Origin of the sequence: Candidatus Phytoplasma tritici (assembly GCF_000495255.1) — a bacterium.
GTDB lineage: Bacteria > Bacillota_I > Bacilli_A > Acholeplasmatales > Acholeplasmataceae > Phytoplasma > Phytoplasma tritici.
The window spans coordinates 207702-232036 of record NZ_AVAO01000003.1 but is presented as its reverse complement, the minus strand read 5'-3'; the positions used below and the strand labels follow the sequence as shown (position 1 = coordinate 232036).

Below are 24335 nucleotides of genomic sequence, written 5' to 3'. Positions count from 1 at the left end.
AAAGGAGGCCTTTGAAAAAAATGGCTAATGAAAAATTTATACGAAATAAACCGCATTTAAATGTAGGTACTATTGGACACGTAGACCACGGTAAAACTACTCTTACAGCAGCTATTACCCAAGTTTTGTCTACTCGTGGCTTGGCTAAAAGTAGAGCTTATGATCAAATTGATAATGCTCCTGAAGAAAGAGAACGTGGAATTACTATTAAAACTTCACATGTAGAATATGAAACAGAAAAACGTCACTATGCTCACGTTGACTGTCCTGGACACGCTGATTATGTTAAAAACATGATTACTGGTGCTGCTCAAATGGATGCTGCTATTTTAGTTGTTTCTGGTGCAGATAGTGTTATGCCTCAAACTAGAGAACACATTTTATTAGCACGACAAGTTGGTGTTCCAAAAATTGTTGTTTTCTTAAATAAATGTGATCTTTCCCCAGACGAACAAATTTTAGAATTAGTAGAAATGGAAGTTCGTGAATTATTATCTCAATACGATTTCCCAGGAGATGAAATTCCTGTTATTAGAGGATCTGCATTAAAAGCTTTAGAAGGTGACGCTCATTACGTTGCTCAAGTAAATGAATTAATCGAAACTCTAGACACCTACATTGAAGACCCAATGCGTGAAGTTGATAAACCTTTCTTAATGCCTGTAGAAGATGTTTTCACCATTACTGGTAGAGGAACTGTTGTTACTGGTAGAGTAGAAAGAGGCCAAGTAAAAGCTGGTGATGAAGTAGAAATTGTAGGACTTAAAGAAACTAGAAAAACTATTGTAACTGCAGTAGAAATGTTTAAAAAGGATCTAGATTTTGCTCAAGCAGGTGACAACATTGGAGCTTTATTACGCGGAATTAACCGTGAAGACGTACAACGTGGACAAGTTTTAGCTAAACCAGGTTCTGTTAAACCTCATTCTAAATTTTTTGCTCAAGTTTATGTTTTAACTAAAGAAGAAGGAGGACGTCACACTGCATTTTTCTCTCAATACCGTCCTCAATTCTATTTCCGTACTACAGATATTACAGGAGTGGTTGAATTACAAGGTGATGTAAAAATGGTAATGCCAGGTGACAACGCTGAATTAGTAGTTACCCTAAACAACCCAATTGCCATTGAAGAAGGAACTAAATTTTCTATTCGTGAAGGTGGAAAAACAGTTGGTGCAGGATCAGTTTCTAAACTTCTTAACTAAAATCACTATACTAAACCTTATTAATAAATAAAAAACCCACACATTATGTGGGTTTTTATCTCTTTTTTATCTTTTTTTGTGTATTTTGCCCCCACTTTTTACTCTTTTTCCTTTTTTATCGCTTTTTAAAACCCCATAAATCTAACCTAAAAAAACTAAAAGATGCAAATTTGGCAATAATAATTATTTTAAACATTCATAAAAAATTAGTTGTGCACCAAAAAAACGCTATTTATTATTAAATTTCGCAACACCAACCAAAAAAACACCACTTTTTGCCACTTTTTACAATAAAAAAGCAAAATATATCTTCCAATTAATTTTAAAAAAAGGTAAAATATATATGTGCTTGTTTATTAAGCAAGTTAAAAAAGGTGTAAATATTTTTTAAATAATAAGAATGATAAAATAAATTTAATTTTAATAATAAATAAAATTTAAAAAGGTGGTTTAAATGGAATCCAATAAAGTAAATAATTCGTTTACCCAAATTAAAAATAACTTTCTTTCTTTATTTGAAACAACTAATTATAACAATATTGCTACTCGTAAAGGAATTGCTTTAAAAACAATTTTGCTTTTATGTGTTACAGCAATCACTTCAATATTTTTTTACCCAATACTAAAAACTGTGATATTGAAAAATCTAAATATTAATACAATTTATTTTCCCATGATTATGCTAGGATTTTTAAATTATGGTATTTATTCTGCAGGATTAAAACAAGTTGAAATTTCTAAAGCTTGTGGATTAATTTATTCTTTTATAGAAGGAATAATCTTATCAATTATTTTTGTTGTTCTAAATTTAGTTTATGCCAATTTAGTTGAAATTGCCTTTATGGCTATTTTTGCAACCTTTATCTTTTTTATTGCAATGTCCCATGCTTATTATAAAGGATTTATAAAAGTAACAAATAAATTTAGACAAATTATGTTATATTGCTCTTTTGTTTTGATATTTTCTTATATAGTTCGTTTATTGTTGTCTTTATGTGGTATTTGGACAATTGAAAATATTATTTACAATAGCTTTTTAACCCTTCCTATTAGTTTAATTATGTTAGGATTTGTATCTATGTTTTTGGTACTTCATTTTGATTACACTGAACAAATGATTAAACAAGGAATGCCTAAAAAATATGAATGGCAAGTTTCTTTGGCTTTTGCAACAATTTTAATTGAAATTTTTTTAAGAATAATGTTAATTTTGTTAAGGTTATTTGGTAAAGAAAGAAAATAAAAAAGATCACGAATATTCGTGATCTTTTTTTTATTATATTGCCTTTTTTTATTTGGTTTGGAATAATAAATTAGTTCTTTTTCCTAATTACATTGTTAATTTAAATGTTTTTGCACTAACTAATTTAACCTTTATCTGCTTAATTATCTTTTTTTCTAGCTATATAATTTATTGTTGAAAGTTATTTTATTTCTATGAAATAAAATAACCCTTTTTTACTAAAGGAACACACCATTTTAAGATTAAAACTCTAATCTAGCCAAAACCCGTGAATCAACAACACAATCATAACTGCAATTTTGGCTATGTCATGTTGTTCTACTCTTTTGTTAAAAAAACAATACATTATCTAATGTCAAATGGCTTTCTAATTGTTTCAATAAATTGTTTTTATAAAGATGATTCGATGATTACAATTTTTAAATGAGGATAAAGAATTTTTAAAGGAAAGCTAGGAAATCCAGCGCCGATTGACCGACGGAGGAATGCGCTGTTCCGTTTTTTTAGACAAATTTTAGCTTAAAAATTGTTCTTTAAGACTTAAAAATTAAGTAGATAATTTCATATCTTTTCAAACTAAGGAAATATTTTTGTTAAATTTCAAAAAGTGTTTAAACCTTTTAATAATTCATTAGTTTCAAAAGATATTTTTTTAAATATTTTATCCTTACACTATATATTTAAGTAAAAAAAGTTAAAATTCCGTTAAGAAAATGAAATTATAATTATTTTTTACGTAATTATGTTATTTGGGTGAAAAAAATGTGCAAAAAAGTAACCTCTTTTTCAAGGCTAAACATTATAAAAAAAATTAAAAAAATAATTTATATAAGATTTTGGCAATATTGAGAAGGAGATGAATAATTTAATTTAGCTAAAATCCATTGATTATTCCAAAATTTAGGGAAATAATTGATTATTTTTTTAACTTTTTCAGTTGATTTTTGAAATAAAAAAGGATGTTGATGTTGTAAGATAGTTTTCATTTGACCGAAAAAGTTTTCAATTACGGCGTTATCACGAGGGGTGGTTTTTCTTGACATGCTGATTAAAAAACCTTTTTTCGTTAAAGTTTGTTGAATTTTGAGTGATTGATAAATTTTTCCTTGATCGGAGTGAATGATACAAGGTTCTTTTAATGGAGGTAATTTTTTGATTGTATTTAAAACTAATTCTTTATTTTGATATTTTGAAGTGTGGGAAGCGATGATTTGGTTGTTAAAAGAATCAATAATACAAGAAAAATATAAAAATCCTTGTGGAGTTTTGAAATAAGTGATATCTGTAAAGAGTTTTTGTAAAGGGGCTATTGATATAAAATCTTGATTAATTAAATTATCTACTACTTTTAATTTAGCTTTTAAATTCTTTTTATAATTATATTTATTTTTTTTAATTCTTAAACGACAAAAAATACCATTTTCTTTCATAATAGTATAAACTTTTTTCTTGGTAATGAGTTCATTAAAAGTTTTTTGGTATAAATCAGTGATTTTACGATGACCGTAAAAATATTGTTCGTGTAAACATAAAGCTTTAATGCGATTTTGTTGTAATAAATATTTTTCTTTTTTGGCTTTGATTTTATTTTCGACTTTCAACCAATAATAATAAGTGCTTCTTTTTGTTCGGATAGTTTTTAAAATGGTTGTTAAATTTAGTTTTTGATTAAATTGTTTAACCAATTCAAAAACTGTTTTTTTTATCAGTTTTTTGATTTTTTTTCATTAGAGCTTGTAATAATTTATTTTTGTGGATTTCTTTTTCTATTATTTTTTCTATTTTTTTCATGATTTAAATATCTTTTCCTTTTTTTTTATCATATACATCAACCATTATAACTCTAAATGATTATATTTATTGAAAAAAGGGTGGTGCACGCAACTGGGGGATTTTTATTTTTCTTCTTCTTTTGTTTTTGTTTGCTTATAATTTTTGTTAGCGCTTCAGCGCGTTAGGGATGGTGTTTGGTTAATTTTTTACAACTCCTTTTAATAATGGAAAGGAAAAATAGGGAGTTATTTATATATCGAAAAATAATAATGATAGATAAAAGATACAACGATAATATCAAATATCGAGTATCATTATCATTATCGATATAATATATAAAATATCACTCATTAAAAAGGTTTGGTTTTTACAAGGAAATTAAAGGAGTCAAATGATGATAAAATGATGAGTGTATGATGATAAAATGATGAGTGTATGATGATAAAATGATGAGTTAAATAATTTATTTATTTTATGATTTTTCTTTTGTTAAATATCTTTTATAATCAGGACGCATTTTTTTAACCCGATAGCCTTGTTTATTTTTGGTTAAAAATAATTTGATGTGTTTTAAATCTTCCAATTGATAATAAATAACATTTAATCCTTTTTTATAATTTGTTTTTATAGGATTGTTATATTTATCTACTTTTTTGTCATCTAATTTATATAATTTCAAAGTGTCTAGTTTGTCTATGGGTATCTTACTTATTAATTCTTTAATGTAGTCTTTTTGTTCGTTGAGATAATTAATTTGGAAGATAGGGAAATGTGTTTTAAGGGTATTATTTTGGCATTTTGGGGGTGATATGGGGTTGGTTAGGGTTTGATTATTATTATTGTTTTCGGGAGAGTGAGTTTTGATTATTTTTATTCTATACTTTTTTATTTCATCTAAGATTTGTGGGTCTACAAATAGAGTTTGGTTTTTTGGGCGGTAGTTTGCTTGTTGATAGGAATTTTTCTTTTTAGAATGAGAAACAATTGTAATATTTAATAATTCTCCTTTTAATATTTGTAAAAAGTTTTTGATTTGAACTAAGTCGTTAGGTGTTGATTTTGTTTCCCAACCACCCCTAATGATTCCTTGACTTGTTTCGTTTTTCATTTTTTCTCCTTTTTATTTGGTTTTTTGTTATAAAAATAAAAATCCCCAAATTTGCGAAAAATAAAATCGCAAAATTTAGGGGTATATGCGTGTGTTTTGGGGTATGTTAATGTTATTATACATGTAAGGTTTAATATATTAGTTAAAAAGCAATAATTTTAATCAATTATTTCTACTTTGTCTTTTCCAAAAAATTATATAGTTAAATCGACTATGATTTTATTTTTGGCCCTCTTCATAAGTAATGTATGGGTCTAAAAAACATTTTTGATATGCTTCTTTTCCGAATTGGCGTAATAAATCATCAACATCTTTACAAGTTTTATCATAAGGTGGTAAAATGCGTCTAATTTCGTAAATAATATTTTCTTCTTTAAGTTGTTCTCCTAAGGCTTCACTGCGTTTTTGACCTGTTTCATCGTTATCTAAAGCGATAATGACTTTGATTTTTTCTTTTTTAAGAAATTCTATTTGTGATTTAGAAAGTAGTTGAGTGACACAAATGAGACCGACAACGTTTTTAATCCCGTTTTGCCAACAACTAATGACATCGAAAAAACCTTCATGAATAATGATGGTTTTCGTTTGTTTAATAGAAGGTAACGCTTCAAAAAAACGATAACTGAAATGAAAAGTAGGTGTTTGACTAAAATTATTGAGTGATTTATATTTAGGTTGGAAATAAGAAACTTCGCGAAAGTTATTTTGATAAAAATGAAATGTTTTATTATATCCGTTTTCAATGGGGATAATGATGGAACCATGAAAAGTATCGTGATAATATGTTTTATTTTGTTGATTGGTTTTATCTTTGATAAAACCATATTCGATTAATTTTGTTGTATCGATATTTTGCTTTTTACAATAATTTACTAAACGAAAGGACAAAGGTTTATCAGATAATGGGGCATAACCTAGTTTAAATTCTTTAATAGTTTCTAGAGTTAATTTTCTTTTTTGGGTTAAATATTCTAATCCTAGGTGAGATTCATTATTTCGGTTAGTGGTTAATAAATAATGATAATAATCTCTAATTTGGTTAAATAAAGGTGATATTTCTTTAAATAATTGTGTTTTTGTAGCGTTAATTTCTTTTTCATCAATTGGGTTGTTGATTTTATTGTGGTGGAATTGATATTTAAAAGGTTCGCAAGAAATATTAGGGGTTGAAGTTTGTTGTTGGATTAAGTTTTTAAATTCTTGATTTTTCATAAAGTTATTGATTTTTTCAAGAGCGTTATTGAAGGTTTTAATTCCTCTTATTTCCATATAAACATCAATAATATCGTAATCTTTACAACATTTCCAACAATGAATTTTATTATCTGAAGTTAAATGGCAATAAGTTGGGTTTTGTCCCTGATGGATGGGACAAGGGAAACGATATTTGGTATTGAAGTTTGGGGGTATAATGTTTAGTTTTTTTAATAAAACAGTCATAGGGAAATTAGTTTGGATGTGTTTTATTTTTTCTTGATAATTCATTTATTTTAACTCCTAGTTTTTTTGATTAATAATAAGTTTCTATTTTATAAGGCAAAACATAACCGATTTCTTGGAAGGTTTGAGTGGTCATTTCAAAGTGATAAACTAAGGTTTTTTTGGTACCACTTCTATTTTTTTTGATACATACTTCGATTATTTTTTGATTTTCATTGTCATTATAGTCTGAATATATTTCTTCTAAGGTTGAATTATATATATTTATGGGTTTTTCTTTGTCTTTGAATAGTTTGGGTTGGAATTCAGACATCATTAAGACGATATCGGAGTTAGTTTCAATTCCCCCACTTCCTTTTAATGCTGTTATTTCTGGTGATTTACCTTGGTAATTGCTGTATGTATCTCTTGAAAATTGAGATAAAATGACAATAACAATGTTTAATTCAATGGCTAATTGTTTGAGTTTAGTCATAATTTCGTCAATGGCTAGATGGTCATTTTCTAAGTGATTTGTAGTTTTGGTTATTTGAAGGTGGTCAATGACGATAATTTCTACTTGTTTTTCTAAATGAAGGCGATAAACTAAATCGATTACATAATCAATATTTTTGCTTTTATCATAACTAAATGATAAATTTATGTTGGCGAAAAATTGTTTTGCTATTTTCATCCTTTCCGTGTATTTGAGAGGTGTGATATTGGTATCTTCAAAATTTTTATCTAAAATAACATCTAGAGGAAATTTGAGTTTGGTGGGCTAATAAACGATTTAAATTTTCTTCTAAGATCATTTCATAAGAAAATACCAAAATATGAGGATAATGAGATATTTCTTTGTGTTTGGTTTTTGCTATATCTAAAAGAAGATTATAGACAAAAGTTGTTTTACCTAATCCAGTATACCCCCCAATAGTTATGATTTGGCCTTTTTTGAATCCTTTTGTGGATTGGTTGAGTCCTTTAAAAGTTTCTGATAAACGGTAATATTCTTCTTGGATTTTTTGTTTTGATTGTTGATCGGTATCAAAAAATTCAGGATGTAAAGAGGCCATTTGGTTTAAAGTAAAGTGTGTTTTATCGTTTTTGTGGGGGATTGAAGAGATAAAATTTCTTAATTTATCAAATATTTCTTGGTAATATAAATTTTTGTGGTAAGGGTCTTGGTTTTCGTATGTTGGGCTAATGATTTTTATTAATTGTTGAAATAGTTTTTCTTGAGTATAGGTATGTTTTAGATTGTCTAAAAAATGAGTATTATTTTGGTTATTAAAATCATCATTTAAATAATTTAAAGAATCTAAAGTAAAATTATATTGTGGGAAATTAGTTTGTAAATATATTAATAACTCTTTGATAATAATGGATTTTGTAGTGGGTTTGTCCCATGGATGAGATGTTTGTTTTTCTAAAAATAAATATTTTAAAGCTGTAAATATTTTTGTATTTTTGGGGTCAAGTAAATTTTTGGGATTGATTATTTGGCAATAAAGGTTTAACTTTTCCCATTGGCCTTGTTCGATATAATTTATTAATTGTTTTAACGCTTTTTGTTCACTGGTTAACATTTTAATATTAACTCCTTTTTTCTTTTTTAATTCTTAATTATATTAATATTAGAAAAGGGGATGAATTTGGTGGTAATTAAGTTTTGTAAGAAATTATTGGCTGCATTGGAAAATAAGTTAATTACTTTATTAATACCTTGTACTTTTCCTTGATTGATTTTATTGTTTAGTCTTTGAGTTTCTGTTTCGTTGTTGTTTAATAAATAGAACTCAAAACGCGTGTCTAATTTTTTTAATTGTTGTCCCTCTACCATGGCTTGTTTATAGCGGTCTCGGAGACAGGTTTTGAAATTAAACGCCATTATTCGTTTGGTTTCTGTGAATAAAACTAAATCAAATTTTATGTCTGGAATGAAGAATAAATAAGCCTGGGGGTATAAATTGATGATTCCTTTGTTTTGAAAATATAATAAAATGAAATATTCATTAATTTTACCACGGATTACTTTTTGACTTTGAGAATTGTGTTGTTTATTATTAAGATATTCGTTTAGAAGGTTATGGGTTTTTATCATATATTCGTTAAATGGTTTGTTGAATAAAGATGGTTGGATTATTTGTTTAGTGATGTTAACACACAAAGATTGGTGGTTAAAAACATTAATGTTGTTGAAATGAAAATTAGTTAATTGATTCATTTGATTATTCCTTTCTAAATAAAAAAAGACTCTAATTAAAGAGTCTTTTTGGGTTTTTAAATTTAATTTTTTTGGTACGCCATTGAATAGTTCCATCTTTTTTAATAGTTTTGATTTTGCCGTTGCTATAATGGATATATAAATTACCGTTTTGACATTTTTTTTTAATTATTATTGCCATTCTTTATTTCTCCTATTTTTTTGATAATGCATTGCTGATTAAATTTAGCATCTTTATCATTCATATTATTTAAGATGATTTTAGTTCCTAGGTTTTGTTTTTTCAAAAATTCATAATATCCCTTTTCTACTTGTTGAAAATAAGTTAAGGAACTAGTTTCAATCACATCTAATTGGTGATTCTTTTGGTTTAGTTTTCGTTCCAAACCTAATTGAGGATTAATTTTTAGATAAATAGTGATATCAGGTTTGATGAATTTTTTACTTAATTTGTTAAAAATTTGGTATTTTTTGTCAATTTTTGAAGGATATACGCGATAAGCGAAATTAGAGCCTAACCAACGGTCTACTAAAACGATTTTGTTGGTTTGTAAGTTGGGTTTGATGAGTTCTTCTTGGGTTTGAATCATGTTGGCAAAACTTAAAAAATATCTAGTTAAATTATGCAAAGTATTGTGGGTTAAAAACGTTTCACGTATAAAATTACCAATTGTAGAACTACCTAATCCACGAATAACCACCACTTCATTACCTTGTTTTGTTAATTCTTGTTGAACGCTTTTTATTAGACTTGTTTTTCCGCTACCGTCAAGTCCTTCGAAGATAATTAATTTCATTTTATGCTCCTTTTTAAAAATTTGGGTATAAAAAAAGACTCTCGTGATGAGAGTCTTAGTTAAGATTTATTTTGTTTAATTTTCTTGAAATATTATTATCCTAAAAATCAATATTAAAGCAAACACCTGTAAAAAATAAAATCAATTATTTTATATATAAAATGAGAGATATAAAATGTACAAAAAAAAGTGCAAAAATAAAGAAGAAATATACGATGACAAAATATAAAAAATAATACAAAATGACAAAGATTTAAAAAACAAAGAAAATATTTTTATTAATAATTTCATTTTTTTCCTTTCAATAAAATTGGATATAAAAAAAAGACCTTCAAATTGAAGGTCTTAGTTGTATTTTATTTTGCTTATTTTTTTTAAATAAGTTGTTTGTGATAATTCTTGTTTTGCTTTGTTTAGTAATTCTAAATATTTTTTACCATCTGCAATCATTTTATTAATGAAGTTATTGTCTTGGTAAATTCGCACTACATGATAATTAGTGTTATTAAAATAAACCAAAAAGTAAGCTAATTTAGCTTGACTACAATAGAGTTGACATTGGACTTGGGACCAATAATTAATAGGGACTTCTTGATTGGAAAAGAAACCATTCCAAGATGGAGAGATGTTGTTGTTTTCGTCAATATAAGGGCATTTGATTTCTAATAAAGTTTGGGTTTCAGAATTATATCCATCAAGTGAGGCAGAAAACATTTGAACTTCATCATCCGTAAAGATTGTATCAGGGAAGTTTAATTTAGTTGTTTTTTCAAAGAAACTGCGTGCTAGTGGTTCAGTTTTATTGCCATGTTCAGTGTATTTGTTGGAAGTAAAAGTTGTTCCAAATATTTTGTCATGGACTAATTGTTCTAAGGTTCTAAATTTATCATTTCCAGTGATGCTACCTATTTCTGATGCATTAATGTGTTTTTTTCGATGTTGATACCATTGCGAGGTTCTTTGGTTGAGTTTGGTTATTTTCATTTTATTACTCCTTTTTTTAAATTTGGGTATAAAAAAAGACCTTCAATTTGAAGGTCTTAGTTGTATTTTATTTTACTGATTTTTTTAAATCAAAATATTGGCTTTTAAATCGTTTTAAAAATATAGTTTGATATAAATTCAAATAAATCTTTTAAACGTCTTTAAGTGTCAAAATAATGCGTTTAAGGGGTATTTTAGATTTTAGTTGATTATTTTATATTAGTAGTTAAATGATTATAATTGATTATTTTGTTTTAATTTAATCTTCTTTGATTTGTGATTAGTTTTTTATATCCATTATTGATTTTGATAAAAATTTCTACTAATATTTTCCGCTTGTATAGAGATTTGATTTGTTTGATTTTTAAAATTTGTAATTGTTTCTTCTGGTGTGTTTGATTTTTTTAATCTCCTAACACATCCATTAGAGAACAAACTTTATAATAATTAATAAGGTATAAAATATAACTTATAAAAAAACAAATGATCCCGATAGAAATTATTAACATTGCATTGGAATTGCTGAAAATTGCATAAATATTATTTAGATCGAAGTTTTTCAAATTAAATAAAATTAGCGTGATAGCAAAAAGTTTAAAGATGATTGATTTTATAAAGCGGGAATAAAAATTATTAAGATTGATGTTTCGGCGTTGCTCAAAACGATCTAAAAATTTATATAACATTGCTTCGTTGACGAAATATAATATTGAACCAGACAACAAAGATAGAAGGGCAAACAAGATAATTGTTCCACTGATTTGCAAATGGTTAAAATTTTCTTGCATTTGTAGTATTTGTTGTGTAAAGTTATATATTAATGCTAACACTCCACCAAACATCAAAAGAAAAGATATTAACCATCTATTTAAAAAAGATTTATGATTTTGATTTTCTGCCTGGTGCGCCATTTTTCCTATTTTGGCCAAAATTAAATATTGATTGTAAATAGTAATAATAAAATATGCCACTCCCGCTAATAGATTAATTTTACTGATTAAAGAACAAACAAAAGCAATCCAAAAACGTGTTATAAAGTGTCTTTTGACTGTCACAGGTGAATTATTCATCGGATTGGTATTTATTGGGTTTTGATTATTATTCATTTTTTTCTCTTTTCTTTTTTTTATTTATTTTCTTTAGTGTTAAATTTCTTAGTATAAAGGGTGATGTATTTTTTGACTGGATTGAAATGTAGGTAGTAGGTTTTACATATAACATGATTATTTTCATCTTTTTTGTTTGTAGGACAATTAACTTCATCCATAAAAAAGTCTTTATCTTCTTCTAGGAGGTATTTGGGGCCTTCGTAGTTGAGTTCTATGTAGTGATTTGATGGGTCTCTAATCAGAAGTGTATCAAATTGTGATTCTTTATATTTTTTATTTGTGTGGAAATAATTGAAAAAATGGCCAGGTCTGTTGGAAAGGGTTTCATTCCATTTATCAAAAGGATGAAGGTCTTTGATGTAAGTCGGTAGGTCAGTTGGTTCGTATTCTTGGTGGTGTCCGCGTCCTATATATCATCATTGTACAACTTTATGAATTTAATATTTAAAAAAATGATTAAGGTACATCGTTATTTCAAGGATTTTAATTTGGTGTTTTTCTTTAATTTTTTGTTGAGTATAATTGTAAATTTGGAGATTTTTGTTTGCTTGGGTTTGTGTTTAAAAATTTATATTAATTTCTATAAATATCAATTTTATAACTATTTGTTTTATAAACAATTTAAAAAAATGGTTTTTTTGTTTTTCCAAATTATCATTTTTTATTTTTTCATCTTCTTTATTATATTTTGTTATTTTTTCTAATTGCTGAATTTGTTCTGGAAATTTATTAATATTTGTTTCTTTATTTAATTCATTATTTAATTTGTCCATTGCCATAATTTGATTATTATTATTTATTAATAACAATTCTAAACCAATAAATAAAATAATACTAAATAACAGTAAATGTTTTTTTAATTTAAATATTATATAAAAACTCATTTAATTTTTATTCCTTTTGATTTTAAAATATTTGAACTTGTTAAATTTTTATCACCAGTCATTACTGGTTGTTTTATTGTTTTCGGCTTCTTTGACTTTATCGTTATTGTGTTTATCTTGGTAAAGAGATAAAGTTTTACGGACAGGGTTGAAGTGGAGGTGGAAATGGGTTATATTTGAAATTAGAATTAGAAACATGTGCTTGTCCAAGATAGTAGTCTTTGATCTTCGTCTAAGAAGTGTTTAGGGCCTTTGTATTTAAGGATTAAGCAATTACCGCCTGAGTCTTGTTTGAATTGTTTTTCTATTTCAATATAACGCCATAAATAACTGTCATCTTCAGTATCAAAACGAGAAAATTCAAATCCGTTCACGGAGGTTTCCCCATAAGTTAACCCTCTGGGTTATTCCAACGGTCGAAAGGATAACGGTCTTTGATGTAGTTGGCGAGGTTAGAGGGTTCTTTTTGGGTTTCAAGGTGATCTTGAATTTTCATCAATTCAAAAGATCCGATATTTTCTTTGTTAGCGAGTTGTTGTTCATAATAACCAATTCCATTAAGGCCATCAAAAGTATATTTGGCTTTAATCATTTTACATTTGTTATTATCGTCATAACATTCATCAATTGTTTCAAATTTGGTTTCTTTTAAAATAGGGATTTTTTCTTTTGGTAATTTATCTGTGTCTGAGGTTAAAAAGAAAAAACCAATCAATAAACATAATAATAACCCTAACATGATAAAAACCATTTAATGATTTTTTTAATATTAAACATGATTAATTCCTTTTGGGTAATTTTGAATATACTAATATTTTAACACATTTGACTTTTGAATTTTAATTAAAACCATTTTTTTGAACCAAGAAGTTGCTTTTTCAACTTTTTCTTTTGCGCTTTTAACTCTTTGTCTTACATCTTCTTTAAATACTGTTTTTTCAAAGGTTGAATTGCGGCACTATAGGTTTTCTCTTGATTTTTTTAATATTAAACATGATTAATTCCTTTTGGGTAATTTTGAATATACTAATATTTTAACACATTTGACTTTTTGAATTTTAATTAAAACCATTTTTTTGAACCAAGAAGTTGCTTTTTCAACTTTTTCTTTTGCGCTTTTAACTCTTTGTCTTACATCTTCTTTAAATACTGTTTTTTCAAAGGTTGAATTGCGGCACTATAGGTTTTCTCTTGATTTTTTAGTATATAAAAATCGATTTTTGTTAATTCTGCTTTTTTTGAGTTAAATCATCTGCCTTTTCTTCTAAGGTGGTTTTAGTTTCTTCATTGTTTATAAATCTTTTTCTTATTAGATTTATAAAAATAAAAAAAGGAGATTAAAATGGCGAGAAATTACAGACGTTTTTATTTCTTCATCTATTACTTTCAGATTTAACCCCTCTTAAAAGCCAAAATAACCCCTTTAAACACCTATTTAATATCTTCCAAATCAATTTTATAAAAAATGAGAATTCAAAAATATCATAAAAGAATTAATTGGCAAAATCAATCTTCATAAACTAGAAAACTTACAATTATACCAACTAGACCCCAATAAACTAGATAAATATCATAAACCCATGAAAAATAATTATAAGAAAGGTTTAAATATCATCTATTATCGCCAAGAAGATTTAAAATACATTCAATCTTTTTTAACAAAAACCAAACAAGGTTATCGGGTGAAAAAACTACATCCTATGTATAAATATTTAATAAAAAAAGAAAACTAACAACTTTATAACACTTTATAACACTTTACTAACAGTTTGTCTTTGAAAATAATCTATATAAAGATTAACTCATTTAAGGAGCGATATTTGATATTATCGAATTATCATTTTTCATATCATTATTAATATCGATATAAAAAAATCTTTTCTTTTTAATTAATTTTATTTTTTTAATTTATTTTTTTAATTTATTTTTTTAATTTATTTTTTTAATTAAATAAACTTTAATTTTTAAATTAACTGCCTTACCAATTATAGTTATGTGTTTATAAATAAAAAATATATAATTCATATATGCGACAAAAATAACATTAATAATTATTTAATGGTGTTAGAAAACATTTAAAGAGTTATATATAATGATATAATGAAAAAAATATTAAGATAAATTGGCGTTAAGATGCAAAAATTAAAACGAAAAATAAACTTATTACAACAAATTATTAAAAAAATAGAAAAGATAGATAAAAAAATTATCTTTAATTTAGTGGAAAAATTTCAAAATGATTTAAATTTAACCACTATTTTAAAAACGATTCAAACTAAAAGGAGCACTTATTATTATTGGTTAAAAGTTAACCATAAAATTAAACTAAAACAAGAACAATATCTTTTACAACAAAAACGTATTTAATCTTTATGTAAAATGCATAAATATTTATTTGGTCATCGTAAAATCACTGATTTATATCAAAAAATCTTTAATGAACCCATATGAACCCATCACTAAGAAAAAAGTTTATCTCATCATGAAAGAAAAAGTGATTTGTTGTCATTTAAGAAGCAAAAAAATAAATATCATTATCGTTCTTTAAAGGATAATTTAAACATAGCTCCTAATTTAATTAATCAAGATTTTAAAAGCGCTGAACCAATGCAAAAACTATTTACCGACATCACTTATTTCAAAACTCCGCAAGGTTTTTTATATTTTTCTTGTATTATCGACTCTTTTAACAATCAAATAGTCGCTTCTCATGTTTCTAATCACCAAAATAAAGATTTAGTTTTAAATACTATCAAAAAAATGCCGAAACTAAAAAAACCTTGTATTATCCACTCTGACCAAGGTTCAGTTTATCAATCTTTAAAAATCCAACATACCTTAACCAAAAAAGGATTTTCAATTAGTATGTCACAAAAAACAACACCTAGAGATAACGCGGTCATTGAGAACTTTTTCGGCCAAATGAAAAGTATCTTAGAGTACCGCCATCCTTTTTTATTTCAAAACTCGATGACAAAAATGAAAATCATCATTAACCAATTCCCTGCTTTTTGGAATAAAAAATGGATTTTAGCTAAATTAAACTATCTTTCACCTATCCAATATGCGCAAAGTTTAAGATAAAACAACTAAAAAAATAGTTTTTAAAATAGACCTTTTAAAAAAGGTATCTTTATTACGCCTTTTTTACAATAAAATAATATAATTACGTAAAAAAATTATTTTCTTTTCATTTTATAGGAGTTGTTTTTAACTTTTTTTACCTAAATATATAGTAAAGGGGTAAAATATTAGTATAAATATCTTTTGAAACTAGTAAATTATAAACAAAATTAGACAATTTTTCGTCTAATGAAAATACTTTGTTAGTTTGAAAAGATATGAAATTATCACTTAATTTTAAGTTTTAAAGAATAATTTTAGAGACAAAATTTGTCTAAAAAAACAGAACAGCGCAAAAACAAACACTTGTTTAATTGTTTTTCGTTGAGTGCAAATTTGTCTTTTAATTATTCAAAATTAAAGCATGATGTTTTTCCAAATAAACTAATAAAATCGAAATATCAACTTGATTGACTCCTAATATTCTTGTGGCTTGTCCTAAAGTTTGGGGTTTAATTAAATCAAGTTTTTCTTGAGCTTCTTTTGATAAATTTTTAATATCTGCGTAATTGATTTTGCTAGGAATTTTTTTTTGTTCTAACCTTGCTAATTTTTGAGCTTCTTTTTGGGCTTTAGCGATATAACCTTCGTACTTAATTTGTATTTCTACTTGTTCATAAATGGTTTTATCTGCTTTTTCTTTTAAAAAATATTGTAAAGTGCAAAAATTTAATTCTGGCCTTTTTAGTAGCTGTGCTAATGTGGTTTTTTCTACGAGACTAGCTGAGTTTTGTTGTTTTAAATAAGATAGATTATCTGAATTGACTGAAATTTCATAATTTTTACTTTTTTCCAATAAAAGGTTGATTTTGGCTTTTTTGTTTTTAAAATTGTTATAATCTTTTTTATCGATTAAACCTAGTTGATATCCGTAATCTTTAAGGCGTAAATCGGCGTTGTCATGTCTTAATAATAAACGAAATTCCGCTCGTGATGTCAAAAGACGGTATGGTTCTTTGGCGCCCTTAGTAATTAAATCATCGATCAAAACACCAATATAGGCTTCATTTCTTTTTAACACAAAAGGAGGTTTATTTTGGAGTTTTAAAGAGGCATTAATTCCCGCCATAATCCCTTGACAAGCAGCTTCTTCATAACCGCTGGTGCCGTTCATTTGGCCTGCTAAAAAGAGATTTTGGATTTTTTTAGTCTCTAAACTGTGTTTGAGTTGGTTGGGATTAAAAGCATCGTATTCAATAGCATAAGCATATTTAGTGATTTGGGCGTTTTGTAATCCTGGAATAGTTTTAAGGATTTCGTGTTGAACTTGCTGAGGCATGCTGGTTGAAAGTCCTTGTAGATACATTTCATTCAAAGATAGGCTTTCTGGTTCAATAAAAATTTGATGACTGTTTTTATCGCAAAATCTTACCACTTTATCTTCGATAGAAGGGCAATAACGAGGTCCTGTGCCTTCAACATAACCGCCATACATAGCTGATTGGTTTAAATGTTTTTGGATAACTTGGTGGGTGGTTTTGTTGGTGTGAGTTAAAAAACATGGTTCTTGGGGTCTTTTAGTTTTTTGGGGTGTGAAAAAACCAAATGTTTGTTCTAAATTGTCTCCCATTTGTATTTTGGTTTGACTATAATCAATACTGTCTTTTTTAACTCTTGGTGGTGTTCCTGTTTTTAAACGAATAATTTCAAATCCTATTTCTTTTAATTGAGTGCTGATGCCGTAAGTTGTAGGAACGCCATTAGGTCCTGAGGCTTTTTTGGTATCTCCAATTAAAATTTGGCTAGCTAAATAAGTTCCTGTAGTGATAATGACAGTTTTGGCATTAATTTTTGTTCCGTCAATAAGACAGACTCCTTTAACTTGGTTTTTTTGGATGATTAGATTGTTTACGAGTCCTTCCAATAGAGTTAAATTGGGGGTGTTTTGTAATATTTCTAAAATAATTTTAGGATATTCTAATTTATCAATTTGGGCTCTTAAAGCTCTTACTGCAGGACCTTTGGAAGAGTTAAGCATTTTGATCTGAATTTGTGCAAGATCTGCAGCTTTTGCCATGATGCCGCCTAAAGCATCTATTTCACGCACTACAACACCTTTGGCAGGACCTCCGATAGAAGGATTACAAGGTAAGGAAGCAACTTTTTTTAAGGAGCTTGTAATAAGTAAAGTATTATGTTTTTTTGCCAATATTAAAGCAGCTTCAACACCCGCATGTCCTGCTCCAATAACAATGCTATCGTAGATCATTTGATTACCTTTCTTGATTTTTTTCGATTTTTATAATCGTTTATTTATCATTTGTTTAATTTAATTAGTTTATTTCATCTATTGTGTTGTCTTTGTTTTCGGGATTGTCTTCATTTGGTTTTTGATCGGATTTGGGTTCAACAAAAGTAGGATTGAATTGTTTTTGTTTTTGTTTTAATGATTCGTAAAGCTCTGTTCCTAATGTTTGTTTGATTTTTTCTAATGTTTCTTGTAATTTTTGATCTCTAAAAATGTGTAATTTTTGTTGTTGGTTTTTCATCCAATAATTCATAGAAAAACAAGAAGATATTAATAAAACAAAAGCAGGAATCCTTACCCAACCTGAAAAATGTCCGTTAAGTAAAAAAGCATTTAATAAAATAGGTACTAAAACTGCCACAAATAATAATTTTATTGTTTTGATTAAAGTAGCTTCTTTTTGGAAAATCTGCCATATAAAATCTAACCACATGTCATTTATATCTTTTTGATAAAAAGCTCCAAATTCTTCGTAATATTTTTTTTCAACTAAAAGGCGGCAAACTCCTTTATCAGCAGTCCAAACAGCAAATTGGCGTGATTGAAAAAGAGTACTATAATATTTGCTTTGATTTAAATAATAAAATTCTACTTTTATTTCTTTACCTCTTAATTTTGTTTTTTGGGTTAAAAATGGCTCTTCTTGTAAAGAGTTGTAAATGTTAGTTAATAATTTAAAATCTTTTTCTTTTTTAAAAAATGAAAAATTCATATGCTTTCTCCTTTTTCTTTATTTTTTAGTTGTTAAAATTTTGTTTTTTCGAAAGTTTTTTTGCAAAAATTTATTAATAAAAATTTATTTTTTTTGTTTTTTTAATTTTATGCATTGAATTGTTGTTTTAAATTTTTTTTGGGTTTTATATTTAAAAATAACCTTTTCAAACCCTATCTTCCACACAATAAAAATAACTTATGGCTGCTTCAATCAAGACCTGACCAAATTCGTCTTTTATTGTTGAATGATAGGGTTTGAAAAGGATACTTTAGTTTTGTTTGATAAGAATACTTGTCTTTCGTTAATGTTTTTTGTGAATTATTAATTATTATTAATTATTTTTTGCTTGAAAAAATTTTTAAAAATTTTTGTATTTTTTCTTTTAATTTAGAAATTATTTAGAAATTATTTAGAAATTAAAAATCAACATTATTATTATATACTTTTTTTATGTGTTTGTGCAAACTTTTTTTAATTAATAGATATTTAAATAGCTATTTAAATGAATTTGGATCGTTTTTTCTTTGAGAATTTGAATAAATAAACTATCTTAATTACTTTAATTGTTTTTTTTGTTCAAAACAATGATTTTATAGTATAATATTTGTTGTATGTTTGTTTGAGTAGCTCAGTTGGATAGAGCAACGGCCTTCTAAGCCGTCGGTCGGGGGTTCGAATCCCTTCTCAAACGCCAGTTTTTATCTTTTATTTTTTGCATCATTTCTCTTAATTTAGTAATTTTTAGCACTTAGTCATTTATATTTATTTTTAATATTTATTTTTTGTCCCCAAATGTTTTCACACATTTTTATTTTATGTATGTTGTTTGTTTTTTCAAATAATAAATAAATATTAAAAATATTTAAAAAACAAATATTAATAATGATTTTTTTTATTTTTGTTTTGTTTTTTATTTTTTGCATTTTTTTTATATCAACTTTAACGCATACAAAAGCTAAAAGACACTAAAAAAGAAAAAAAGAAGAAGGAATAACAAAATAAATGCCTCAAGATCAAATTATTATTTTATTAATCTTAATTTTATCCGTTATTTTGATTCTTATTTTGGGTGGTGTAACTTTTATTATTTATTTTTTTGTTGCTAAACCAAAAAAAACGCAAGTCAATATCCAAGATTTTGTTAAACAAGCTTTTTTAGAGTCAGAATCTAGGGTTATTTGTCGTTTGGATGACAAAATTAACAATTTAAATCATCAAAGTCAAGACAGTTTAACTAAAGAAATTAAAGATACTCGCCAACATTTAACAAGTAATTTGGAAAATTCTTTAAAAGTTTTAAGAGAACAAAATGCAATTGGTTTTCAAGAAGTGCAAAACATTCATAAATTATTGTGTCAAAACGATAAAACAGGACAAGCTGGAGAATTTTTGTTGGCACGCGTTTTGGAAAATATTTCTCATTTAAAAGATAAATTAGTTTTTGAAAAACAATATTTAATGAAAAAAACAAACAATAACGGTAACCGTCTTAAAGTTGATGTGATTTGTAAAGGATATGGTAAATTTATTCAAATTCCTATTGATTCGAAGTTCCCCACCACGGATTTTCTAGTCTACATTAATGCCACTTCCAACCAAACAGAATTAAAGAATCGCTTTTTATTTCACGTTAAAGAAAGAATTAAAGAAGTTCAAAAATACGTCAGTAAAGAAGACAACTGCCCTTATGCCATTATGTTTATTCCTTCTGAAAGTATTTTTGCCCAAATTAATTGCGATCCTGAAATAATATCATATGCTTTTAAACGCAATGTTATCATTACAAGCCCTTCGATTTTGCTTGCTATTCTTAATTCAGTTGATTATTATTTTCAAATCTTTGAAAGTGTTCAAAACAACGAAGAAAAATTTGAATGCATTGAAAATGTGTTACAAGCGATGAAAAATTTTGATAAAGTCTTTATTTATGATTTTAAAGCGGCTTTGGAAAAAGTTCTCAAAGTAATTGAAGATATTCAAAAAAAAGAAAAAACCTTAGAGCAACGTTATCAAAAATTGTTAGAAGTTCATAAAAAAGAAAATAAAAATTCCAAAAACAACACCAAAAACGAAAATATAGATTTTTAAATCATTTTTTAACCCCTTTTTAATATTATTTTAACATTATTTTGCAAATATTTTTTTGAGTTATTATATAATATTTACGGATACTAATTTTTTTTATTTAGTATCTTATATATTTCATTAATTAAATTATTAAAATTATCTATATTTTTCAAATTAAAATTCAAAAAATTATGCATTCAAATTTGGATTATTTATTATTATTCTTTATTTGGAATTTTTGCATTATTTTTATTAAACAATCAAAGGATATCATTTTATTTTTAAATTTACTTCCAAGCAAATCATTATTACTAGCGTTTTTATTTTGATATTACTTGCCATTCCTATTATTATATTTTTTTCTTTAGAAGAAGAATCACCTCAAGTGTTATCTTCTGATGAAACACAAAACCCAAACTTATCCCCTTCTATTTTAGAAAAAAAATCTTGGACAGATTTAGTTATTGACAAAACAGGAGAAATTGCTCAAAAATTTATGAATAATCCAAAAGTATCTAAATCACTAGACTCTTTTTCTAATACATTATCAAGCACTCTTAGTAAAAGCTTTTCGCAAACTAAAAAACAATTACCAAAAAAATTTTTGCATAGTTTTTGTTGAATTTTTTTTTTGCACAAAAGCCAAACTTTATTATTTTTTTTAAACCCAATTTATACATTTTTATTTTTTCATTTAGTGATAAAATTTTGTACTGAACAAATTTAAAAAAATAATAAAACTTCCAACTCATCCCATTCAAAATTAATTATAAATATTTAAAAAACCAAACTTATTTATCGTTTTAATATGATAAAATTGCAATCAAAACATCTATTTTCCTTATTTTTTATTTTTTGTTTTGTATTGCAAATCATTAAACTAAATTTAAAAAGAAAAAGAGGTAAAACAATGATTTTATATTTGTTAACCTCCCCAAAAGAAAGGTATCAAGGATATGAAAGATGCTTCTTGGCGAGATCATTGTACAATGGGTTGTTCTCTTCTTGTCTTAGGTTTAATTTGTGGATCAATTATCGGCTATTTTTTTTATTATCTTTTTAATCAAAAGAAATTAGAAGAAAAAAAACAAGAATTTGATAACAAACTAAAAGAAAAAGAAAAAGATTTGCAAAAACGCGAACAAGAAATGATGCGTAATGCCAAAATAGAAATATCTTTTTTAAGACAAAAATTGGAACTGGATTTAGAAAAAAGAACTAACACAATTGTTGATTTAGAATCCAAAAATAATCGTCGTGAAGAATTGCTTAACAACAGAACTGAGAGTCTAAATAAAAGAGAAGAGCATTTGGATTCTGAACAACAAATAATTAGCTACACTAAAAAAAACCTAGAACAACAAATCAAAGAACAAGAAATAATTTTAAACAACCAAAAACAACAATTAGAAAAAATAGCTTCCTTAACGCAAGATCAAGCCAGACAAATCATAATGAAAGAAACAAGAGACCAAACCACTTATGAAATGATGTTATATATTAAACAACAAGAAGAAAAAGCTAAAAGCGAAGCATCCAAAAAAGCCAAAACTCTTTTAGTTTTAGCCATGCAAAAATATGCTGGCGATATTACAGGAGAAAAAAATATTAGCGTTGTCAATATTCCTAACGAAGATATGAAAGGACGGATTATTGGACGCCAAGGCAGAAATATTAAGTCTTTGGAAGTTTTAACTGGAGTAGACTTAATTATTGATGAGTCCCCTTGCACCGTTATTTTAAGTAGTTTTGACCCCATTAGAAGAGAAATTGCCAAAAGAACTTTAGAATTTTTGGTCTCTGATGGACGAATTCACCCTTCTCGCATCGAAAAAGCCTTAGAAACTTCAATTATAGAAGTAGATAATTTTATTAAAGAAATGGGCGAAGAAGCTACTTTTATTACTAAAATCGGCGAAGTTCACCCCGATTTAATTAAAATTTTGGGAAAACTGCACTTCCGCATTAGTTACAGTCAAAACGTTTTAAAACATTCTTTGGAAGTAGCTTTTTTAGCTGGTAAACTTGCCTCTGAAATTGGCGAAAATGAAATTCTTGCAAGAAGAGCAGGACTTTTTCATGACATCGGTAAAGCTCTAGACCATGAAACGGAAGGAAGCCACGTAGAAATTGGTGTTTCTATTGCTTCCAAATACAAAGAAAAAAAAGAAGTTATCGATGCTATTGCCTCTCATCACGAAGACCAAGAACCTCAATCAATTATCGCTGTTTTAGTTGCAATAGCAGACACTTTATCTTCCGCTAGACCAGGAGCCAGAAAAGAATCAGTAGAAAATTACATTCAAAGACTAACCAAATTAGAAAATATTGCAAATGCAATAGAAGGAGTTGCCAAATCTTATGCCATTCAAGCTGGACGCGAAATTCGTGTTATCGTTGAACCAGACAAAATCGCAGACAATTTTATTTTCCAAACTGCCCGCACTATTAAAGAAAAAATTGAAAAAGACATTAGTTACAATGGTGTTATCAAAGTTACTGTTATAAGAGAAACCAGAGCTGTGGAAATGGCTAAATTATAATCCATCAAAGGAGATAATTAATTCATGAAAATAATGTTTATCGGAGATATTTACGGAAACCCAGGAATTAGTTATTTTGCCGAAAAAGTGGGTTTTTTAAAAGAAACTTACAAACCTAATCTTATTATTGCCAATGCTGAAAACGCTGATAATGGTAAAGGTTTAAGTTTTAAAATTTATAAAAAATTACAAAAATTAGGTGTTGATTTGATGACTATGGGAAACCATGTTTGGAAAAATAAACAAATTAAAAATTTTATTGAAAAGTCAAATGTAATTCGTCCCATCAATGACACTCAACAATTAGGACAAGGTTATAAAATTATTGATTGCGAAGATAAAAAAATTTTAGTTATGAATGCTTTAGGACGTGTTTTTATTAACCCCAAATTGCATTGCCCTTTCAAAACTATTGATAATGTTTTGGAACAAAATAAAACTAAGTATGATTTTTCTTTTTTGGATTTTCATGCCGAAGCTACTAGTGAAAAAATTGCTTTAACTCATTATTTTGATGGTAGAATTGATGCTATTGTAGGCACTCATACCCATGTCCAAACTAATGATGAACGCCTTTTTCCCCACAAAACTCTTTATATTTCTGATGCAGGAATGACAGGAGCCAAAGATGGTGTTATTGGTAAAGAAAAACAACCTATAATTCAATCTTTTTTAGGAAATCGTGTTGTTTCAAGACCTAATGCCGAAGGAAAAAGACAATTAAATGGTTTACTTGTCACTCTTAAACCTCATAAAACTATTGAAAAAATTAATTTATCAGAATGAAATAAAATTTGTTTTATTAAAACTCAGCTATAAAGAATCAAAATTATTTTCTTTATTACTTTAAACTTTTTTTAACACTTTGCATTTTTTATTTTATTCTGGTT

General features: G+C 26.6%; 16 protein-coding genes, 1 tRNA gene, 1 other RNA gene and 7 pseudogenes. 9 read left to right on the top strand and 16 right to left on the bottom strand.

Annotation, left to right across the window (positions count from 1 at the left end):
• Positions 1-20 precede the first annotated feature (20 nt).
• Entirely contained in the window at positions 21-1205 is a 1185-nt protein-coding gene (tuf, locus tag N747_RS0102390; RefSeq protein ID WP_024563628.1) for an elongation factor Tu, read from the top strand.
• Positions 1206-1659: 454 nt separating this feature from the next.
• Entirely contained in the window at positions 1660-2448 is a 789-nt protein-coding gene (locus N747_RS0102380) for a Bax inhibitor-1/YccA family membrane protein (protein ID WP_024563626.1), read from the top strand.
• A gap of 195 nt (positions 2449-2643) precedes the next feature.
• On the opposite strand, the pseudogene N747_RS04295 reads toward N747_RS0102380, so the two are convergent.
• From N747_RS04295 to N747_RS03495, 13 genes and pseudogenes are all read right to left on the bottom strand, one after another.
• Positions 2644-2916 (bottom strand): annotated as a pseudogene (locus tag N747_RS04295) (RsmG family class I SAM-dependent methyltransferase); the annotation flags it as partial.
• A gap of 356 nt (positions 2917-3272) precedes the next feature.
• Positions 3273-4176, bottom strand: a pseudogene (locus N747_RS0102375) (IS3 family transposase).
• Between the two features lie 517 nt (positions 4177-4693).
• The gene (locus N747_RS0102365; RefSeq protein ID WP_024563624.1) at positions 4694-5329 is read right to left on the bottom strand and encodes a hypothetical protein; all 636 of its coding nucleotides are present in this window, start codon (positions 5327-5329) and stop codon (positions 4694-4696) included.
• Between the two features lie 194 nt (positions 5330-5523).
• Positions 5524-6814: pseudogene (locus N747_RS03505) on the bottom strand (toprim domain-containing protein).
• 25 nt (positions 6815-6839) lie between these two features.
• Positions 6840-8337 (bottom strand): annotated as a pseudogene (locus N747_RS03500) (replicative DNA helicase).
• A gap of 26 nt (positions 8338-8363) precedes the next feature.
• A complete protein-coding gene (locus N747_RS0102350) occupies positions 8364-8975 on the bottom strand; it encodes a hypothetical protein (RefSeq protein ID WP_024563623.1) in 612 nt (203 codons plus the stop codon).
• Positions 8976-9006: 31 nt separating this feature from the next.
• On the bottom strand, positions 9007-9156 hold the full coding sequence (locus N747_RS04115; RefSeq protein ID WP_172642342.1) for a hypothetical protein: 150 nt from the start codon (positions 9154-9156) through the stop codon (positions 9007-9009).
• The gene (gene tmk / locus N747_RS0102340; protein WP_024563622.1) at positions 9140-9772 is read right to left on the bottom strand and encodes a dTMP kinase; all 633 of its coding nucleotides are present in this window, start codon (positions 9770-9772) and stop codon (positions 9140-9142) included. Before tmk ends, N747_RS04115 begins: the two co-directional genes overlap by 17 nt.
• 345 nt (positions 9773-10117) lie before the next feature.
• On the bottom strand, positions 10118-10756 hold the full coding sequence (locus tag N747_RS0102335) for a YqaJ viral recombinase family nuclease (RefSeq protein WP_024563621.1): 639 nt from the start codon (positions 10754-10756) through the stop codon (positions 10118-10120).
• Positions 10757-11160: 404 nt separating this feature from the next.
• A complete protein-coding gene (locus N747_RS0102330) occupies positions 11161-11862 on the bottom strand; it encodes a hypothetical protein (RefSeq protein WP_024563620.1) in 702 nt (233 codons plus the stop codon).
• Between the two features lie 20 nt (positions 11863-11882).
• On the bottom strand, positions 11883-12023 hold the full coding sequence (locus tag N747_RS04110; protein ID WP_240992312.1) for a hypothetical protein: 141 nt from the start codon (positions 12021-12023) through the stop codon (positions 11883-11885).
• A gap of 402 nt (positions 12024-12425) precedes the next feature.
• Positions 12426-12749 carry an SVM family protein gene (locus N747_RS0102320; RefSeq protein ID WP_029783893.1) on the bottom strand — a complete coding sequence of 108 codons (324 nt, stop codon included), beginning with the start codon at positions 12747-12749 and terminating at the stop codon, positions 12426-12428.
• 51 nt (positions 12750-12800) lie between these two features.
• Positions 12801-13526: pseudogene (locus tag N747_RS03495) on the bottom strand (effector).
• Positions 13527-14126: 600 nt separating this feature from the next.
• Here N747_RS03495 and N747_RS03860 point away from each other — a divergent pair.
• Positions 14127-14482 (top strand): annotated as a pseudogene (locus N747_RS03860) (hypothetical protein); the annotation flags it as partial.
• A gap of 400 nt (positions 14483-14882) precedes the next feature.
• Positions 14883-15833: pseudogene (locus N747_RS03490) on the top strand (IS3 family transposase).
• A gap of 382 nt (positions 15834-16215) precedes the next feature.
• Here N747_RS03490 and mnmG read toward each other — a convergent pair.
• The 3 genes from mnmG to ffs all read right to left on the bottom strand — a co-directional run bounded on the left by mnmG (position 16216) and on the right by ffs (position 19089).
• Entirely contained in the window at positions 16216-18081 is a 1866-nt protein-coding gene (mnmG, locus tag N747_RS0102305; protein WP_024563618.1) for a tRNA uridine-5-carboxymethylaminomethyl(34) synthesis enzyme MnmG, read from the bottom strand.
• A gap of 64 nt (positions 18082-18145) precedes the next feature.
• On the bottom strand, positions 18146-18832 hold the full coding sequence (locus tag N747_RS0102300) for a hypothetical protein (RefSeq protein WP_029783892.1): 687 nt from the start codon (positions 18830-18832) through the stop codon (positions 18146-18148).
• A 167-nt stretch (positions 18833-18999) separates the two neighbouring features.
• Positions 19000-19089, bottom strand: an RNA gene (gene ffs / locus N747_RS03855) — signal recognition particle sRNA small type.
• Positions 19090-19452: 363 nt separating this feature from the next.
• Between ffs and N747_RS0102285 the strand changes: the two genes are divergently transcribed.
• From N747_RS0102285 to N747_RS0102260, 5 genes are all read left to right on the top strand, one after another.
• Positions 19453-19529: transfer RNA gene (locus N747_RS0102285), tRNA-Arg, on the top strand.
• 308 nt (positions 19530-19837) lie between these two features.
• Positions 19838-20923 carry a DNA recombination protein RmuC gene (locus N747_RS0102275; protein ID WP_024563617.1) on the top strand — a complete coding sequence of 362 codons (1086 nt, stop codon included), beginning with the start codon at positions 19838-19840 and terminating at the stop codon, positions 20921-20923.
• A gap of 304 nt (positions 20924-21227) precedes the next feature.
• Entirely contained in the window at positions 21228-21524 is a 297-nt protein-coding gene (locus tag N747_RS0102270; protein ID WP_024563616.1) for a hypothetical protein, read from the top strand.
• A gap of 334 nt (positions 21525-21858) precedes the next feature.
• Positions 21859-23445 (top strand): ribonuclease Y, encoded by a 1587-nt coding sequence (gene rny / locus N747_RS0102265; RefSeq protein WP_024563615.1) that lies wholly within the window; start codon positions 21859-21861, stop codon positions 23443-23445.
• Between the two features lie 24 nt (positions 23446-23469).
• A complete protein-coding gene (locus N747_RS0102260) occupies positions 23470-24231 on the top strand; it encodes a TIGR00282 family metallophosphoesterase (protein ID WP_024563614.1) in 762 nt (253 codons plus the stop codon).
• The last annotated feature ends 104 nt before the right edge of the window (positions 24232-24335 follow it).

Excerpts from the sequence above, each read along its gene's own strand:
- N747_RS0102335 (WP_024563621.1), bottom strand. The coding sequence starts at position 10,756 with ATGAAAATAACCAAACTCAACCAAAGAACCTCGCAATGGTATCAACAT.
- N747_RS0102380 (WP_024563626.1), top strand. The coding sequence starts at position 1,660 with ATGGAATCCAATAAAGTAAATAATTCGTTTACCCAAATTAAAAATAAC.
- N747_RS0102275 (WP_024563617.1), top strand. The coding sequence starts at position 19,838 with ATGCCTCAAGATCAAATTATTATTTTATTAATCTTAATTTTATCCGTT.
- tuf (WP_024563628.1), top strand. The coding sequence starts at position 21 with ATGGCTAATGAAAAATTTATACGAAATAAACCGCATTTAAATGTAGGT.
- N747_RS0102300 (WP_029783892.1), bottom strand. The coding sequence starts at position 18,832 with ATGAATTTTTCATTTTTTAAAAAAGAAAAAGATTTTAAATTATTAACT.
- N747_RS0102330 (WP_024563620.1), bottom strand. The coding sequence starts at position 11,862 with ATGAATAATAATCAAAACCCAATAAATACCAATCCGATGAATAATTCA.
- N747_RS0102320 (WP_029783893.1), bottom strand. The coding sequence starts at position 12,749 with ATGAGTTTTTATATAATATTTAAATTAAAAAAACATTTACTGTTATTT.
- N747_RS0102260 (WP_024563614.1), top strand. The coding sequence starts at position 23,470 with ATGAAAATAATGTTTATCGGAGATATTTACGGAAACCCAGGAATTAGT.
- N747_RS0102350 (WP_024563623.1), bottom strand. The coding sequence starts at position 8,975 with ATGAATCAATTAACTAATTTTCATTTCAACAACATTAATGTTTTTAAC.
- N747_RS0102365 (WP_024563624.1), bottom strand. The coding sequence starts at position 5,329 with ATGAAAAACGAAACAAGTCAAGGAATCATTAGGGGTGGTTGGGAAACA.
- tmk (WP_024563622.1), bottom strand. The coding sequence starts at position 9,772 with ATGAAATTAATTATCTTCGAAGGACTTGACGGTAGCGGAAAAACAAGT.
- mnmG (WP_024563618.1), bottom strand. The coding sequence starts at position 18,081 with ATGATCTACGATAGCATTGTTATTGGAGCAGGACATGCGGGTGTTGAA.
- rny (WP_024563615.1), top strand. The coding sequence starts at position 21,859 with ATGAAAGATGCTTCTTGGCGAGATCATTGTACAATGGGTTGTTCTCTT.
- N747_RS04115 (WP_172642342.1), bottom strand. The coding sequence starts at position 9,156 with ATGGCAATAATAATTAAAAAAAAATGTCAAAACGGTAATTTATATATC.
- N747_RS04110 (WP_240992312.1), bottom strand. The coding sequence starts at position 12,023 with ATGGATGAAGTTAATTGTCCTACAAACAAAAAAGATGAAAATAATCAT.